The organism is Mesorhizobium sp. M7A.F.Ca.US.008.03.1.1 (assembly GCF_003997495.1).
Classification (GTDB): domain Bacteria; phylum Pseudomonadota; class Alphaproteobacteria; order Rhizobiales; family Rhizobiaceae; genus Mesorhizobium.
This window is the reverse complement of the sequence record NZ_RZRU01000011.1, coordinates 121,867-135,712: the sequence shown is the minus strand read 5'-3', so window position 1 is coordinate 135,712 and position 13,846 is coordinate 121,867. Positions and strand designations below refer to the sequence as shown.

Annotated in this window: 18 protein-coding genes; 5 read left to right on the top strand and 13 right to left on the bottom strand. The window is 61.9% G+C overall.

The genetic code is table 11. The features are described 5' to 3' along the window. Position 1: 1 nt before the first annotated feature. Positions 2-235 carry a DUF1289 domain-containing protein gene (locus tag EOA16_RS17265; RefSeq protein WP_164754294.1) on the bottom strand — a complete coding sequence of 78 codons (234 nt, stop codon included), beginning with the start codon at positions 233-235 and terminating at the stop codon, positions 2-4. A 196-nt stretch (positions 236-431) separates the two neighbouring features. On the opposite strand from EOA16_RS17265, the gene EOA16_RS17260 reads away from it, so the two are divergent. Then, complete coding sequence (locus EOA16_RS17260) at positions 432-1,430, top strand: nicotinate-nucleotide--dimethylbenzimidazole phosphoribosyltransferase (protein WP_127259345.1); 999 nt, start codon at positions 432-434, stop codon at positions 1,428-1,430. 12 nt (positions 1,431-1,442) lie between these two features. On the opposite strand, the gene EOA16_RS17255 is transcribed toward EOA16_RS17260, so the two are convergent. Continuing rightward, positions 1,443-2,963, bottom strand: coding sequence for a HAMP domain-containing sensor histidine kinase (locus EOA16_RS17255; RefSeq protein WP_127259344.1), 1,521 nt, complete (start codon positions 2,961-2,963; stop codon positions 1,443-1,445). A gap of 75 nt (positions 2,964-3,038) precedes the next feature. On the opposite strand from EOA16_RS17255, the gene EOA16_RS17250 reads away from it, so the two are divergent. The 4 genes from EOA16_RS17250 (at position 3,039) to EOA16_RS17235 (ending at position 5,534) form a co-directional block, all read left to right on the top strand. Then, on the top strand, positions 3,039-3,659 hold the full coding sequence (locus EOA16_RS17250; protein WP_127259343.1) for a thermonuclease family protein: 621 nt from the start codon (positions 3,039-3,041) through the stop codon (positions 3,657-3,659). 43 nt (positions 3,660-3,702) lie between these two features. Next, positions 3,703-4,314: a glutathione S-transferase gene (locus EOA16_RS17245; RefSeq protein WP_127259342.1), complete on the top strand. Its 612-nt coding sequence runs from the start codon at positions 3,703-3,705 to the stop codon at positions 4,312-4,314. After that, complete coding sequence (locus tag EOA16_RS17240) at positions 4,254-4,934, top strand: uracil-DNA glycosylase family protein (RefSeq protein ID WP_127259341.1); 681 nt, start codon at positions 4,254-4,256, stop codon at positions 4,932-4,934. The genes EOA16_RS17245 and EOA16_RS17240 overlap by 61 nt, the downstream gene beginning before the upstream one ends. Before the next feature lie 108 nt (positions 4,935-5,042). Further along, positions 5,043-5,534 carry an Lrp/AsnC family transcriptional regulator gene (locus EOA16_RS17235; RefSeq protein ID WP_006205209.1) on the top strand — a complete coding sequence of 164 codons (492 nt, stop codon included), beginning with the start codon at positions 5,043-5,045 and terminating at the stop codon, positions 5,532-5,534. A 27-nt stretch (positions 5,535-5,561) separates the two neighbouring features. Here the strand turns inward: EOA16_RS17235 and EOA16_RS17230 are convergent, their stop codons facing one another. The 11 genes from EOA16_RS17230 to EOA16_RS17180 form a co-directional block, all read right to left on the bottom strand. Then, positions 5,562-6,131 carry a DUF3299 domain-containing protein gene (locus EOA16_RS17230; RefSeq protein WP_127259340.1) on the bottom strand — a complete coding sequence of 190 codons (570 nt, stop codon included), beginning with the start codon at positions 6,129-6,131 and terminating at the stop codon, positions 5,562-5,564. A gap of 132 nt (positions 6,132-6,263) precedes the next feature. Further along, positions 6,264-6,968, bottom strand: a complete 705-nt coding sequence (locus tag EOA16_RS17225) for a DNA alkylation repair protein (protein WP_127259339.1) — start codon at positions 6,966-6,968, stop codon at positions 6,264-6,266. A 10-nt stretch (positions 6,969-6,978) separates the two neighbouring features. Further along, entirely contained in the window at positions 6,979-7,848 is an 870-nt protein-coding gene (locus EOA16_RS17220; RefSeq protein ID WP_127259338.1) for an NAD(P)-dependent oxidoreductase, read from the bottom strand. 112 nt (positions 7,849-7,960) lie between these two features. Beyond that, positions 7,961-8,782: an ABC transporter permease gene (locus EOA16_RS17215; protein ID WP_127259337.1), complete on the bottom strand. Its 822-nt coding sequence runs from the start codon at positions 8,780-8,782 to the stop codon at positions 7,961-7,963. Further along, positions 8,779-9,498 (bottom strand): ABC transporter permease, encoded by a 720-nt coding sequence (locus EOA16_RS17210; RefSeq protein WP_127259336.1) that lies wholly within the window; start codon positions 9,496-9,498, stop codon positions 8,779-8,781. Before EOA16_RS17210 ends, EOA16_RS17215 begins: the two co-directional genes overlap by 4 nt. 82 nt (positions 9,499-9,580) lie before the next feature. After that, positions 9,581-10,366, bottom strand: a complete 786-nt coding sequence (locus tag EOA16_RS17205; protein WP_127259335.1) for an ABC transporter substrate-binding protein — start codon at positions 10,364-10,366, stop codon at positions 9,581-9,583. Positions 10,367-10,523: 157 nt separating this feature from the next. Beyond that, a complete protein-coding gene (mobB, locus tag EOA16_RS17200; protein ID WP_127259334.1) occupies positions 10,524-11,033 on the bottom strand; it encodes a molybdopterin-guanine dinucleotide biosynthesis protein B in 510 nt (169 codons plus the stop codon). Further along, entirely contained in the window at positions 11,030-11,656 is a 627-nt protein-coding gene (gene mobA, locus EOA16_RS17195) for a molybdenum cofactor guanylyltransferase MobA (RefSeq protein WP_127259333.1), read from the bottom strand. Before mobA ends, mobB begins: the two co-directional genes overlap by 4 nt. A 57-nt stretch (positions 11,657-11,713) precedes the next feature. Continuing rightward, entirely contained in the window at positions 11,714-12,634 is a 921-nt protein-coding gene (locus EOA16_RS17190) for a DMT family transporter (RefSeq protein WP_127259332.1), read from the bottom strand. A 219-nt stretch (positions 12,635-12,853) separates the two neighbouring features. Further along, the gene (locus EOA16_RS17185) at positions 12,854-13,213 is read right to left on the bottom strand and encodes a hypothetical protein (RefSeq protein WP_127259331.1); all 360 of its coding nucleotides are present in this window, start codon (positions 13,211-13,213) and stop codon (positions 12,854-12,856) included. 121 nt (positions 13,214-13,334) lie between these two features. Beyond that, positions 13,335-13,805, bottom strand: a complete 471-nt coding sequence (locus EOA16_RS17180) for a hypothetical protein (RefSeq protein WP_127259330.1) — start codon at positions 13,803-13,805, stop codon at positions 13,335-13,337. Positions 13,806-13,846 lie beyond the last annotated feature (41 nt).

The window sequence follows — 13,846 nt, the reverse complement described above, 5'->3', positions numbered from 1 at the left end:
CTCACGATAGCGCGTCGCGTTCGCGCGCCATGCGGGTGCGGCGCGTTTCCCGGCGCGGCCGGCGCTCGACCGTTTCCAGCCGGGCCGGCAATTGCGCCATGACGCTGCGGCGCGTTTCCGTCGTCATCCCCATCCAGGCGCCGATTTCCTCGCGCGTGCGACCGCAACCGAAACAGAAGCCGGTTTTCACGTCGATCGAACAGACCAGGATGCACGGGGATTCGATGGCCGTCATGACTTTCTCTTGGGTTTCCATCCGGAATCCCTTGTTCCACCTCACATGGTGCAACGGCAAAGCCAATGCAAGCCCTCGCGATTGCGCCCTTCGGGGCCGGCTTTGCGGCAAATGCAGATCCATCATCCCGGAGGTTGTGCCAACCCCGCAAGGCGGCTATGCCGCTCACCAACTCCAGGGAATGATCGATAACAAGATGACCAGCGCACTGCCTTTCGACGATTTTCGCAACCTGTTGGCCAATCTGCCGGCGGCCGACACGGCAGCCGAGACCCGCGTGCGCTCGCTGTTTGCCAAGGCCGACAAACCAGGCAATTCGCTTGGCCGTATAGAGGACATCGCCGCCTGGCTGGCAGCTTGGAGCGGGAGGGCTCCGCCCGCGGTGACAAGACCGCTGATGGCGGTCTTTGCCGGCAATCACGGCGTCACGCGCCACGGCATTTCGCCACGGCCGGTGGCGGCGACCGCCAACGCGGTCGAACTTTGCGCCGCCGGAGGTGCCGCGATCAACCAGATCTGCATTGCCTACGATCTCGGGCTGAAGGTTTTCGATCTTGCCCTGCACATCCCGACCGCTGACATCACCGAAGAGGCCGCACTGGACGAGCGTGGCTGTGCCGCCACCATGGCCTTCGGCATGGAAGCGATCGCCGGTGGCACCGATCTCTTGTGTCTCGGCGATCTTGGCGTCGGCAACTCGACCGTCGCCGCCACCCTGTTTGCGGCGCTGTTTGGGGGCAGGGGCGCCGATTGGGTCGGCCCAGGGTCGGGCGCCGATGCGGCGATGCAGGCACGCAAGGCCGACGTGGTCGATGCGGCGCTGGCTTTTCATGGCGGCCATCTCGGCGACCCGCTCGAGGCGCTGCGCCGGGTCGGCGGCCGTGAATTCGCGGCGATCGCCGGCGCCATCCTTGCCGCGCGGATGCAGAAGATCCCGGTGCTGCTCGACGGAGTGGCCGCGACGGCAGCCGCAGCGGTGCTGCATGGCGTCAATCCCGCCGCGCTCGATCATTGCCTCCTGGCAAGCCTGTCGCCAGAACCCGCGCATGCACGCGCCGCCCAACGGCTCGGGCTGCACCCGTTGCTTGATCTGGGCATCAGCCATGGCGAAGGGACAGGGGCCGCCCTTGCCGCGGGTCTGGTCAAGGCCGCCGTGCTGACCAGTTCGGGCATGGCTGCGGCGGTGCGCGGCTAGAGTCTTGCTGTATTACCGTCGTCGAGCCGCCACCGCCGCGGTCGGCAGTGCTGGCAGTTCCTCCATCACCCGGCTGAGCGGGAAGATGGCGATCGCCTCGGTCCCTTCGCGCAGCTTGGAATGAAGTTCGAACTCGCCGCCATGCATGGCGAGCAGCCCTTGCACGATCGGCAGGCCAAGGCCGGTGCCTTGCTCGGCGCTCTTGATGGCGATCGAGCCCTGGCCGAAGGCGGAAAGCACGATCGGGATCTCGTCTTCCGGTATGCCCGGCCCGTTGTCCTTGATCGAAATATATTGTCCGCCGCCCGCGGTCCAACCAACGCGGACACGGATTTCACCGCCGGTGGCGGTGAACTTGATGGCATTCGACAGAAGGTTGAGCGTGATCTGTCGCACCGCACGCTCATCGGCGAAAAGGCGCGGTAGCTCGTGTTCGAAATCCTGGACGACACGGATATCCTTGTTGCGCGCCCTCAACTCCATCATGTGGCAGCAGTCCTCGACGACGCCAAGCAGCATCACTGGCTCCTCATTGAGCTGGTAACGGCCGGCCTCGATGCGCGACAGGTCGAGGATTTCGTTGATCAGGTCGAGCAGATGCTGGCCGGATTCGTGGACGTCATGGGCGTAGTCGCGATAGGTGGGATTGCTCATCGGTCCCAGCACCTCGTTCGACATCACCTCGGAAAAACCGAGAATGGCATTGAGCGGCGTGCGCAATTCGTGGCTCATCGAAGCGAGGAACCGTGATTTCGCCAGATTGGCGTCTTCCGCCCGCCGCCGCGCCTCATCCGACATCGATTTCGCCGTCTCCAGTTCGGCGATCAGCGCATCCTTTTCGGAGCGGAACGACAACACCATCAGGGACGAGCGGTTGAGATGATGGGCCACATAGGCAAAGAACGGCAGCGACGCGATCAGCAGCCCGGCCATGATCGCCTCAACCGGCATCCATAGCTTGGCGCCGGCATAGGCGTAGAGCGCCACGGGAACGGCAAACGTCGCCAACAGCGCCCCGCCCAGGGACGAGGTCATCACCGCGGTCGCCGCCATGGCGAACAGCAGCACGACGGCCTTGACCAGGTGGAACTCGTCGACCTCGCAGACGCTGCAGCCAAGCCAGACGAACCATGCCCAACCGAGGCCGCACAGGAAATGGCCGATCAGGAATTCCCGTCGTGCTTGCAAAGGGTTGAGCTCGGAAGCTTCAGTGCGCTCGATGCGCCGCGCCATGAAGGCAACGATAGTGTAGCAGGTTAGGGTGAACAGGGCCCAAAGCCCGATCTCGTTGCCGATTCCGGCCAGCCGGCCAGCCGCGGCAATCGCCAGAACAAGAAGCGGGATGGCGATGGCGCCGCTTGTCATCGCGCGGGCATGCAGCTTCAGCAGTTCGCGATCGAAGTCGGGATTGCCGGCCTGCTGCGAAAGGCGGTCACGCGTCTTGCGCACCGCGCGCGCCACATCGCTGTTGCGATGAGGTTTCCTGCGGTCCACAATGAACTTGTCCGCTGTGTTCGAGCGTTGCAAGGGCATCAAAACTTCAATTTATGCGAGCAGCGGTTTCCAAGTGTTAAGCTACGTTCGAATGATTAACCAACCGTTTGCCATATGAGCCGATCCTGGTCGCCAAGGCCGCGCCGGCGATACGCTGCGCCACCCAGAAGCCTGTGGCGCCGGCTGGTGGATTACGGGCTTGCCGTCATCATCCTCGGACTGCTGATCCTGCTGGCGGCACGCCTCGACCGGGTGGAGACACGCAAGACGCAAGGCGCGGCCATCGTCAACGACGGCGATTCGATCACGCTTGGCACCGAGCGTATACGCATGCGCGGCATCGATGCTCCGGAGTATACGCAAACCTGCCGCAAGAACGGCGCGGACTATTCCTGCGGCACGCTTGCGCGTCAGTCGCTCGTTCGCCTGATCGCCGGCAAGCCCGTCTCTTGTACCGGCTGGCAGCGTGATCGTTATGGCCGGCTGCTTGGCGACTGCACCGCCGGCGGCAAGGATCTCAACCGCGCGCAGGTCGAGGCGGGCTGGGCGGTTGCCTATGGCGACTTCGAGAGCGAGGAAGCCATCGCGCGCGCGGGAAAGGCCGGCATCTGGGCGGGAACATTCGATCAGCCGCAGAATTGGCGAGACAGCCATCACGGCGAAGTCGTCGAGAAGAAGCACGGCACACTGGCGTCGATCGGCGATGCCGTGCGCGAGATTTTTCGCTTCTGGTGATGCGCATCCTGGAACTGGAACCCAGAACGAACAGGAGGATGGAATGAAGCTCTTCGACGGTGGCCGGGCGCCCAATCCGCGGCGGGTCCGCGTCTTCCTGGCCGAGAAAGGCATCGAGGTTCCGCAAGTGCCCATCGACATGGGGGCGCTGGAACACAGGCAACAGGCGGTCAGTTCGCGCAATCCCTTGCAACGCCTGCCGATACTGGAACTCGACGACGGCACCGTCATCACCGAATCCGTCGCCATCTGCCGCTATTTCGAGGAGCTGCATCCCGAACCGGCCCTGTTCGGGCGTGGCGCACTCGGCAAGGCGCAGGTCGAGATGTGGCAGAGACGGATGGAGTTCAATTTGCTCAACTGTGTCGCGCAGGCTTTCCGGCACATCCATCCGGCCATGAAGGAATGGGAAATCCCGCAGGTCCCCGAATGGGGTGAGGCCAACAAGCCGAAGGCCGTGGCGTTCCTCAGGCTGCTGGACGGCGAACTGGGCAGTCGGGAGTTCATCGCCGGTGACAGCTATTCGATCGCCGACATCACCGGCCTGATCGCTGTCGACTTCATGAAGCCGGCACGCATCACGGTGCCGGATGAATGCGAGAATGTGTTGCGCTGGCATCAGGCTGTCTCCAGCCGGCCGAGCGCATCAGCCTGAGAATGACTGTCGAACTCGAAAACCTCGTCGCCAGGGTCCGCGCCTGCCGTATCTGCGTGGAAAATCCGGCCGGCAAGCCGTTGCCGCATGAACCACGGCCGGTGCTGCGCCCATCGTCCAGCGCCCGTATCCTGATCGCCAGCCAGGCGCCCGGCACCAAGGTGCATCTGTCGGGCATGCCGTTCACCGACGCCTCCGGCGACCGCCTGCGCAGTTGGCTTGATGTGACGAGCGACGAATTCTACGACATCGAAAAATTCGCCATCGTCCCGATGGGCTTCTGCTTTCCCGGCCAGGATGCCAAGGGGGGAGACCTGCCGCCGCGGCGCGAATGCGCGGCGGCCTGGCGCGCACCTTTGATGGCCTCGATGCCACGGATCGATCTGGTGCTGACGATCGGTATCTACGCGCAGTCCTGGCACATGGGTGCGGCGCGCCGGCCCTCACTGACCGAAACGGTCATGGATTGGCGCTCCATCTGGGAGAATTCCGTCGGTCCGAAAGTGCTGCCGCTGCCGCATCCCTCGTGGCGCAACACCGGCTGGCTGAAGAAGAATCCATGGTTTGAAATGGATTTGCTGCCTTTTCTGCGTTCGGAAATCCGCTATCGCCTCGGCTGACCTTTCAGCAAGAAATCACTCGCTTTTTGCCTGATCGGCAGAATTTCTTTCTTGTGAATGGCCTGGATAAGGCAGAGTATAGGCATTCTATTCCTTTGGGAGCACGATATGGATCGCCTCGATAGAAAAATTCTCCGCCTCTTGCAGGAGGACGCGACACTCGCGGTCGCCGATGTCGCCAAGAAAGTCGGGCTGTCGACGACGCCTTGCTGGCGGCGCATCCAGAAGCTCGAGGAAGAGGGCGTCATCAAGCGGCGCGTTGCCATTCTCGACCATGAAAAGGTCAATGTGCGCGTCACCGTCTTCGTGTCGATCCGCACCAATTCGCACAGCCATGAATGGCTTCGGCGTTTCTCGGAAGTCATCCAGGAGTTTCCCGAGGTGGTCGAGTTCTACCGCATGAGCGGCGACGTCGACTATCTCCTGCGCGTCGTGGTGCCCGATATCGCCGCCTATGACGCCTTCTACAAGCGGCTGATCGCCAAGATCGAAATCCGTGACGTGTCGTCGTCCTTCGCCATGGAGCAGATCAAGTACACGACCGAAATCCCGCTCGACTACATGGTGCTGGACAAGGAATCGGGCGCCAACGCTGCGTGAGCTTGATCTCACACAAGGTCGTTCCGCTTAGTTCTTCTTTTTGTTGAGGAAACTCCAGGGCGAGTTCACCGGCAAGGTGATGGTGTCCGGCACACTGTCGACGGCGGCCACGTCTGCCTTGCGCACCGTGTAGCCCGATTGGATGACGCTGACGCCGTCGAGGACGAACAGCTGGCTCTTCTCCATGTCCGGCTTCAGCGCGCCGGTGACCGCGACAGGCTGATAGGCCTCGGACATCTTGTAGGGACGGGCCGGCGTGACCAGGACAATCTGGTTGGGCGGCGGCGTCGGCATGTGGCTGCAGGCACCCGTCCAGGGTACCAGCAGGAACTGATAGACGAGATCACCGTCGCGATCGACCGGCAATGCGTAGCCGGCTAGCTGAATGCTTCTGTCCTGCAGGTTGAGGGACAGCGTCTCGCCATGGTCGGGCAATTTTGCCGCGATCATCGGCAGTCCGACATTTTCGGCGGCGGATTGCGTAGCCGGACGGAGATCCTTCCAGAATATGTGCGCGGTCTCGGCCGAGGCATCGACGGCAGCGGACACAAACAACGCAGCCGCGAGCACTATGGTTGATTTTAGAGGATTGCTCATTGGCCGCTTCCTTTGAGGCTCAAGTAAAGACGCCGCTGTCAACGACGTCAACGCTCCCGCCGCATCACGTGTCGGCAGCTGCATCACAAGGCGGCGAGAACCAGACATGCCGGAAAGCGGATTTCCGCGCCGTCAGACTTTCCTGGCGGCGATCCGCGCGAGCGTCTTGGCATTGGTCAGCTCCCTTACGGCGTCCTTGCCGATCCAGCGCGCCGTCTTGTCCGCCGACTGCGCTAGTCGTTCAGCGACAGCTAGGGCAGCACCGTGCATGTCCATCGATCGTTTGCCGATCGACCGAAGCGCCCAGTTCACGGCCTTCTTCACGAAATTGCGGCTGTCGGTAGCATGCATTTCGATGATCGGCAGGAAGGAGAGAAAGGTCGCCCCGGGCTCCTTCTTCCGGTGAACGACAGACCAGGCCATCATGGCAAAGGCCGTGCGCCGAACGAATTCCCGTTCGTCCGCCGCGAACTCACTGATCAGTTCCTTCCAGGCGTCCGTATCGACAAAAAGGTCGGAGACGCCGTCGACGATGTCCCAGGAGTCGAAACTCGCCGCCCATCGTCTTGCATCTCCAGCAGAAAACCGTTTCGGGTCAGCCGTGACGGAGGCAATGAACTGCGCCTCCATGATGCCGGTGTCCCATAGCTCGAAGGCGCGCGCGTGGTTGCGTTTGATCTTCCTGGCGATCTGCCGCTGCATGCCGTGCGAGATGCCAAGCGCACGGTCGATCTTGATGCCATAGCGCAACATGCCGAGGCGGCTCTCCTCCGATCCGATAGCGCGAAGATGGGCGACGATTTCCGCGGCACTGGATTGAGGCGAGAGCTCTGCCACCGCAGAAACCTTATTTTTCGAGACGGGCGAGCAGCGAGGACGTGTCCCAGCGCTTGCCGCCCATCGCCTGCACATCCTTGTAGAACTGGTCGACGAGTGCGGTGACCGGCAGTCTGGCGCCATTGCGGTCAGCCTCGGCCAGGCAGATGCCGAGATCCTTGCGCATCCAGTCGACGGCGAAGCCGAAATCATATTTGCCGGCGTTCATCGTCTTGTGGCGGTTCTCCATCTGCCAGGAGCCCGCGGCGCCCTTGGAAATCACCTCGATCACCTTCTCGATGTCGAGTCCGGCCTGCTTGCCGAAATGGATGCCTTCGGCCAGACCCTGGACGAGGCCGGCTATGGTGATCTGGTTGATCATCTTGGTGAGCTGGCCGGCACCGGCCGGCCCCATCAAGCCGATCATGCGGGCAAAAGCGTCGATGACAGGCTTCGCTTTGTCGAAAGCGTCCTGCTCGCCGCCGACCATCACGGTCAGCACGCCGTTCTCGGCGCCGGCCTGGCCGCCCGAGACCGGCGCGTCGAGAAACGAAAACCCGCCAGCTTGCGCTGCCGCCGCCAACTCGCGAGCGACCTCTGCCGAGGCCGTGGTGTTGTCGATGAAGACCGAACCCTTCTTCATCGATTTGAAGGCGCCTTCCGGACCGGTCGTCACCGAACGCAAATCGTCGTCATTGCCGACACAGGAAAAGACAAAATCCTTGCCCTCGGCGGCCTGCGCCGGCGTCACTGCCAGGTTGCCACCATGCTGGCCAATCCATTGCTCGGCCTTGGCCTTGGTGCGGTTGTAGACGGTGACGTCATGGCCGCCCTTGTTCTTCAAGTGCCCGGCCATCGGATAGCCCATCACGCCAAGACCGAGAAATGCAACGGATGCCATGAGCCTGCCCTTCAGAATGGAAACGGAATTTGCTGCGAGACGTCTAGGCTCTGCGCGCAATTCGTCAAGATGCGTAGGGCAGGATCGACGGGTGCAGCTGAATTGAAAATAGTCAGCGTTTCAGGTGAACGGTGATCCGGCGCTCGATCCATTCGACGCCATGACGCAATATCTCGACCATCACTAGATAGACGAGCGCGACCCAGATATAGGCCTGGATGTCGAATGAGTTGGCGAAGGCGAGCTTTGCATTGCCCATCAGATCATAGACCGTGATGATGGCGACGATGGCGGACGCCTTGACCATCAGGATCAGTTCGTTGCCATAGGGCCGCAAGGCGACGATCAAGGCTTGCGGCAGGATGACCTTGCGCAAGGTCTGCAGTTTGTGCAGGCCAAGCGATGCCGCCCCTTCCCATTGCCCTCTTGGCACGCTCTCGATGGCGCCGCGCAGAATCTCGGCCTGGTAGGCAGCGGTGTTGAGCGCAAAGGCAAAGACGCCGCAATTGAACGCGTCCTTGAAAAAATCCCAGAGGCCGACCGACTGGAGCTCGACGCGGAACGAGCCCAATCCGTAATAAACCAGATAGGTCTGGACCAGCAGCGGCGTGCCGCGGAAGAAATAAACGTAGCAATAGGCGAGGCCGGACAGGATCCGGTTCTTGGACATGCGCCCGTAAGCGACGGGCACCGACAGAATGGCGCCGAGCACCATAGATATGGAAACCAGCGCGAGCGTTACCCCAAGCCCTCGCAAATAGGCAGGCGCATATTTGGCGAAGAAATCGGGATTCCAGGCAAGGAAGAGATAGCTGACGATGCCAATGCCGAACAAAATCCACAGGCAGACCAGCGCGTAACCGGCGATACGCCTGCGCGGCCAGCCGCGCGCCCGTGGCGGGGGACGTTCGACCATCGTGGCCGCGGCGCTCATCGCTGGGCCTCCCGCCGGCCAAGCGAGCGCAGAATCGCGTTGGTGGCGAAGGACGACAGGACGGCCAGGGCAAGAAAGACCAGGGAGGCGACGCCGAAGAACAGGAAAGCGTGCTTGGTGACGCGGGCGGCAATGCTGGCATTGCGCAGTGTCTCGGCCAAGCCGACGACCGACACCAGCGACGTGTCCTTGAGCAGGCTGAGCCAGCAGTTTTCCAGTCCGGGGAACGCGATGCGCAGCAGCTGCGGCACGATCACCTTGCGCATGGTCAGCCAGTTCGAAAGACCGATGGCATAGCCGCCCTCATACTGGCCTTTGGGAATGGCGCGGAAGGCGGAAAGAAAAACCTCGCTGGCATAGGACGAGAAGATCAGTGCAAGCACGATCATTCCAGCGACGAAGCTGTTGACGTCGACGGTGGTGTCCGGCCGGAAATACCTGACGAGATGCTGCAGCAGGATCGGCATGCCGAAGAAGAACAGGAAAAGCGTCACCAGCTCCGGCAGGCCGCGAAAGACGGTGGTGTAGATGTTGGCGGCAAGGCGCAACGAGGGTTCTTCGGACTGCTTGGCGAGTGCAATGAAAAAGCCGATCGTCAATCCGATGGGCAGCGTGGCAAGCGCAAGCGCAATGGTGATCAGGGCGCCATAGGCAATATCGTCAAGCCAGCCTTCGGGTCCCCAACTGAGAAGTGTCCATATGCTCTGGGCTGGCATCGACCGGTCTTACCCCCACGGCGTTCCTGAGACGAATAGAAAGACGGCGGGGAAATTCCCCGCCGTCTTGACCCCGTATTTATCAGGACTCGGCGCCGTAGACGTCGAACTTGAAGTACTTGTCGTTGATTTCCTTGTATTTTCCATTGGCGCGAATGGCGTCGATGGCCGAGTTGAGCTTGTTGACCAGGTCGGTTTCGCCCTTGCGCACGGCAATGCCGGCGCCAGGCCCGAAGATCTCGACCGGCTGCGGCGACGGTTGGCCGAGGATCTTGCAGCAGGCGCCGTCAGGCGAATCCAGAAACTGCTGCAGCACGACGATGTCGTCCTCGATGGCGTCGAGACGACCATTGGCAAGATCTGCCTGCTCCTCGGGGCTGCTCGGATAGCCCTTCACGGTGCTGTCGGTGTAGGTCTTCGAGGCATAGTTGAAATGCGTCGTGGTGGTGGCGACGCCGATGGTCTTGCCGGCGAGATCTTCCTTGGTCACGCCTTTCAGCGTGCTGTCTTTAGGCACGGCGAGCGCCGACGGCGTGTTGTAGTATTTGTTCGAGAAGTCGACCTTCTCCTTGCGCTCGGGCGTGATCGACATCGAGGCGACGATGGCGTCGAACTTACCGGCCTGAAGGGCGGGAATGATGCCGTCCCAATCCTGGGCGACGAAGGTGCACTTGACCTTCATCTCATCACAAAGCGCCTTAGCGATGTCGATGTCGAAGCCCACGAGCTGGCCATCGGCGGTAAGGTTGTTAAAAGGCGGGTAGGCGCCTTCGGTGCCGATCCTCAGGGTCTTTTCCTGGGCCTGGGCGACGCCGAGCGTCAGCAGCGCGGCCGATGCGGCAAGCGCGATACGCAGTGAAATACGCATGATGGTCCTCTCTTTATGGTCCCGGCCGTCGTTCCGAACGGCTCTGTGGGGCGGTGCTTTTGACCGCCCGCTGGCGCGATACTCCCACTCTTTCCAAGAAAAAAGCAACTGCAAAACCGTAAAAATGGGCAAGGCTATTCTGCCGTTGCGTCAGCGCTCAAGCAACGAGCCCGGTGGTGCGCTCGATGAAGTCGGCTATCGATTTTGCATCGTCGAGATCGAATATCGGCAACCGCTCGTCTTCAATCGCAAAATCGGCGGCGACAGCGACGATGTTGGGATCCTCCGCCGAAAGCGGCGTACGGTCCTTCGCATCCAGCCGGCGAGTTTCGATCTTGTCATGGGCTTCGCGCTTGTAGCCCTCGACCAGCACGAGGTCGCAAGGGGCAAGCCGCGACAGGACAGTCTCCAATGTCGGCTCGTCCTCGCCGCGCAGCTCGTGCATCAGTGCCCAGCGAACGCCGGAGACGATCGCGACTTCGGTGGCACCGGCCTGCCGGTGGCGAAAACTGTCGGCGCCCGGTTTGTCGATGTCGAAATCATGATGGGCGTGTTTCACCGTCGACACCTTCCAGCCACGCCGGACAAGTTCGATGACCAGCCTTTCGGTCAAGGTCGTCTTGCCGGAATTCTTCCAGCCGGTGATGCCGAAGACGCGTCTGTTCATGGCTTGATGCTCTGCAACAGACGCTCGGCAGACACAAGATCGTCCGGTTCGTTGATGTTGAAGAAAGGGTCGACACCCGCCGATTGCGGAACCGGGAACTCCACCTCGACAAAACCGTGCCGGTCGATGAAAGCCGAAACCCGCCTGATATCCTCATCGACCAGAAAGTGCCGCAAGGCATCGCGGCAGCCGATCGGCCAGAGCGCGAAGGTCGGGTGCCGCTTGCCGGCCGAACAGGCGACGGCAATCGAACCGGGACTTTGATCGGCGGCCGCTGCCAGACGCTCGACAAGGTCCAGCGGCAGGAAAGGCGTGTCGCCGGCGGCGCTGGCGATCGCCTTGCAAGACGTATTGGCCGCAGCCCATTCGAGGCCGGTCAGGATTCCGGCGAGCGGCCCGGCAAAGCCGGACACGCTGTCGGCAAGCACCGGCAGTCCAAAGCGCAGGAATCGTGCAGGGTTGCCATTGGCGCTGAGCGCCAGCGATTCTATTTGCGGGGTGAAGCGCGAGACGACCTGGTCAAGCAGGCAGCCATCGCCAAGCGGCAACAGGCTCTTGTCGCCGCCGCCCATCCGCCTCGACTGGCCACCGGCCAGGATGATCCCCGCAATGTCTCGCTTCATGCTATCGAGCCTGTACGCCAGCCGCCGAAAATCACAAGAACCCTTCAACGGGTCAGGTTAGATTCCGTCCGGAACCATGCTCGGCCCCGTGCTTTCGGCGACGATCTTTCGCCGGCCGACCACGCGCTCGCGGTAGAGCGCATAGAGGCCGGAGGCAATGATGACGGTGGCACCAACGATCATCGGCAGATCGGGAATGTCGGCGAAGATGAACAGGCCAAGCAGGATCGACCAGATCAGAGCCGTGTAGCGGAACGGCGCGATGAAGGAGATGTCGCCCGCCCGCATCGCCATGATGATGGACTGATAGCCGATGAGCACCAGCACCGCGGCCAAGGCCAACAAGGCCGTGCTGTTGCCCGTCATCGGCGTCCAGCCGCCCATGGTCGGCAACAGCGCCGCACCGACAACAGTCATGGCAAACGCGGTCGCGGTCGACACCAGCAATGTCGGGATGGCCTTGGGGATCCGCTTGGTGGCGAGATCGCGCACCGCACAACAGGCGACGCTGGCCAGCGCCGACAGCGAGTAGATGCTGAACCCTTCGAAGCCCGGCCGCACGATGATCAGCACGCCGGCAAATCCGATGGCGATGGCCAGCCAACGCCGCCAGCCGACAGTCTCGCCAAAGACAAGTGCCGCTCCCATCGTCACCGCCAGCGGCAGCGCCTGCAGCACCGCCGAAACGTTGGCGATCGGCAGATGGGCGAGGGCGACGAGGAAACTCACCGTTGCGCCCGCCTCGCTGATCACGCGCAAGGCGACCAGAGGCTGCAGCATCGAGCCCGGGCGGGCGAGAGCGCCGCGCTGCCAGGCGAGCAAGCCGACGAAAAGCGAAGCGAAAGCCCCGCGGATCAACATGACCTGCGCCATGTTCATCGATTGCGACGAGTATTTGGTGATGGCGTCGTTGAGGGTGAAGCCGGCCATCGCCACCATCATGAACAACGCGCCGCGAAGATTTGGTGACAGGGGCAAGACGGCTACCGGTTCTGCTAATGCAGGTCGCCCAAAAGTGACCTCGGTTTTGGGAAACGACATGCATAGGAAACAAAGACCTAAAGCGCGCTGCCTGAATCCGTTCAACGCGATGCGCTTTAGGCAGCAAGCCTGTAACAGTCAGGCATGAAACAGCAACAGCAAAGGACTGGGCCACAGCCTTGTTTGTGGCCCAGAATATCGCCTGCGATGGCGAACTTACTTCTTCGGCGTAAGCACCTCGGTGCCATTGCCTTCCTTGCCGGCGATCGTCCAAAGACCGTGCAGCGAACCGTCCGCCGCCACCTTGTAGACGACGAGGCCGATGTCCTTGTCCATGACATAGCCGGCGGAGAAGGCGTCATCGTTGCGCATGCAGATGCCGTCGGAAGATGAGCCGCCCGTCTCCCAATGGATCGCGCAGGTCGTCCCGCTGGTCAGCGTGATGGTGGCTTCGCCGTCATAGGCCGAGCCGTCGAAGTTGGTGCCGGCGACCGTATAGGTGCCGCCGATCGACTGGGCCGCCGCGGGCATGGCCGCGAGACCAAGCAAGGCTAGAGAAAGAACGAGTTTGCGCATGGTGTATTCCCCCCTGTGAGCGAAGATCCGCTTCCAGGGAAAGGCTAGGCTGGAACAGACTGGCCGTAAATCCGACCGCGGTTCGCAAACAAGACTTTTTCTGGGGTGTGATCCGAAATTTTCATGGCCCCTTGAGACTGTCGGCAATGACGCCGACCAGCGGGTCGTATTTCGACTTCAGCGCCGGCGGGTAGTCGACCCAGACCGTGCGGATGATGCCGTCTTTCCCAAACAGACGTCGCTCGTAAAAGATCTTTCCATCCTTCAGGCCCGACAGCACGGCCCAGTCCTTTCCGGTCTTGCTGTAGGTGACCTTGTAGCCGGCGTCATCGCTGGCCTTCTCGGCCGCCACAAAACCCTTCGGCGTATCGTCGTCGATGTTGAGGATGCCCGAGCAGATCAGACTGGCACCGTCGGCACTCAGCCATTGCTGTCCGTCGCCATTGTCGGGCTCGGGCTGGCGCTCGGTGAAGACATCGTCGGGAAAGGTGCAGGCGGTGCCGAAGCGCTCGTTCACATAGGTGAACGGCGCGGCGACCGCACCGGTTGCTGCCATTGTCGCAATGACCAGGAATGAAGAGTGCAGCCGCATGCTCGCCTCGAAGTCATGATCCCGAAGCGATCTTGCATGAA

What these genes read in the sequence shown, in the direction of transcription:
- EOA16_RS17265 (WP_164754294.1), bottom strand. Translation starts at nt 235, where the DNA reads ATGACGGCCATCGAATCCCCGTGCATCCTGGTCTGTTCGATCGACGTG.
- EOA16_RS17260 (WP_127259345.1), top strand. Translation starts at nt 432, where the DNA reads ATGACCAGCGCACTGCCTTTCGACGATTTTCGCAACCTGTTGGCCAAT.
- EOA16_RS17255 (WP_127259344.1), bottom strand. Translation starts at nt 2,963, where the DNA reads ATGCCCTTGCAACGCTCGAACACAGCGGACAAGTTCATTGTGGACCGC.
- EOA16_RS17250 (WP_127259343.1), top strand. Translation starts at nt 3,039, where the DNA reads ATGAGCCGATCCTGGTCGCCAAGGCCGCGCCGGCGATACGCTGCGCCA.
- EOA16_RS17245 (WP_127259342.1), top strand. Translation starts at nt 3,703, where the DNA reads ATGAAGCTCTTCGACGGTGGCCGGGCGCCCAATCCGCGGCGGGTCCGC.
- EOA16_RS17240 (WP_127259341.1), top strand. Translation starts at nt 4,254, where the DNA reads ATGCGAGAATGTGTTGCGCTGGCATCAGGCTGTCTCCAGCCGGCCGAG.
- EOA16_RS17235 (WP_006205209.1), top strand. Translation starts at nt 5,043, where the DNA reads ATGGATCGCCTCGATAGAAAAATTCTCCGCCTCTTGCAGGAGGACGCG.
- EOA16_RS17230 (WP_127259340.1), bottom strand. Translation starts at nt 6,131, where the DNA reads ATGAGCAATCCTCTAAAATCAACCATAGTGCTCGCGGCTGCGTTGTTT.
- EOA16_RS17220 (WP_127259338.1), bottom strand. Translation starts at nt 7,848, where the DNA reads ATGGCATCCGTTGCATTTCTCGGTCTTGGCGTGATGGGCTATCCGATG.
- EOA16_RS17215 (WP_127259337.1), bottom strand. Translation starts at nt 8,782, where the DNA reads ATGAGCGCCGCGGCCACGATGGTCGAACGTCCCCCGCCACGGGCGCGC.
- EOA16_RS17210 (WP_127259336.1), bottom strand. Translation starts at nt 9,498, where the DNA reads ATGCCAGCCCAGAGCATATGGACACTTCTCAGTTGGGGACCCGAAGGC.
- EOA16_RS17205 (WP_127259335.1), bottom strand. Translation starts at nt 10,366, where the DNA reads ATGCGTATTTCACTGCGTATCGCGCTTGCCGCATCGGCCGCGCTGCTG.
- mobB (WP_127259334.1), bottom strand. Translation starts at nt 11,033, where the DNA reads ATGAACAGACGCGTCTTCGGCATCACCGGCTGGAAGAATTCCGGCAAG.
- mobA (WP_127259333.1), bottom strand. Translation starts at nt 11,656, where the DNA reads ATGAAGCGAGACATTGCGGGGATCATCCTGGCCGGTGGCCAGTCGAGG.
- EOA16_RS17185 (WP_127259331.1), bottom strand. Translation starts at nt 13,213, where the DNA reads ATGCGCAAACTCGTTCTTTCTCTAGCCTTGCTTGGTCTCGCGGCCATG.
- EOA16_RS17180 (WP_127259330.1), bottom strand. Translation starts at nt 13,805, where the DNA reads ATGCGGCTGCACTCTTCATTCCTGGTCATTGCGACAATGGCAGCAACC.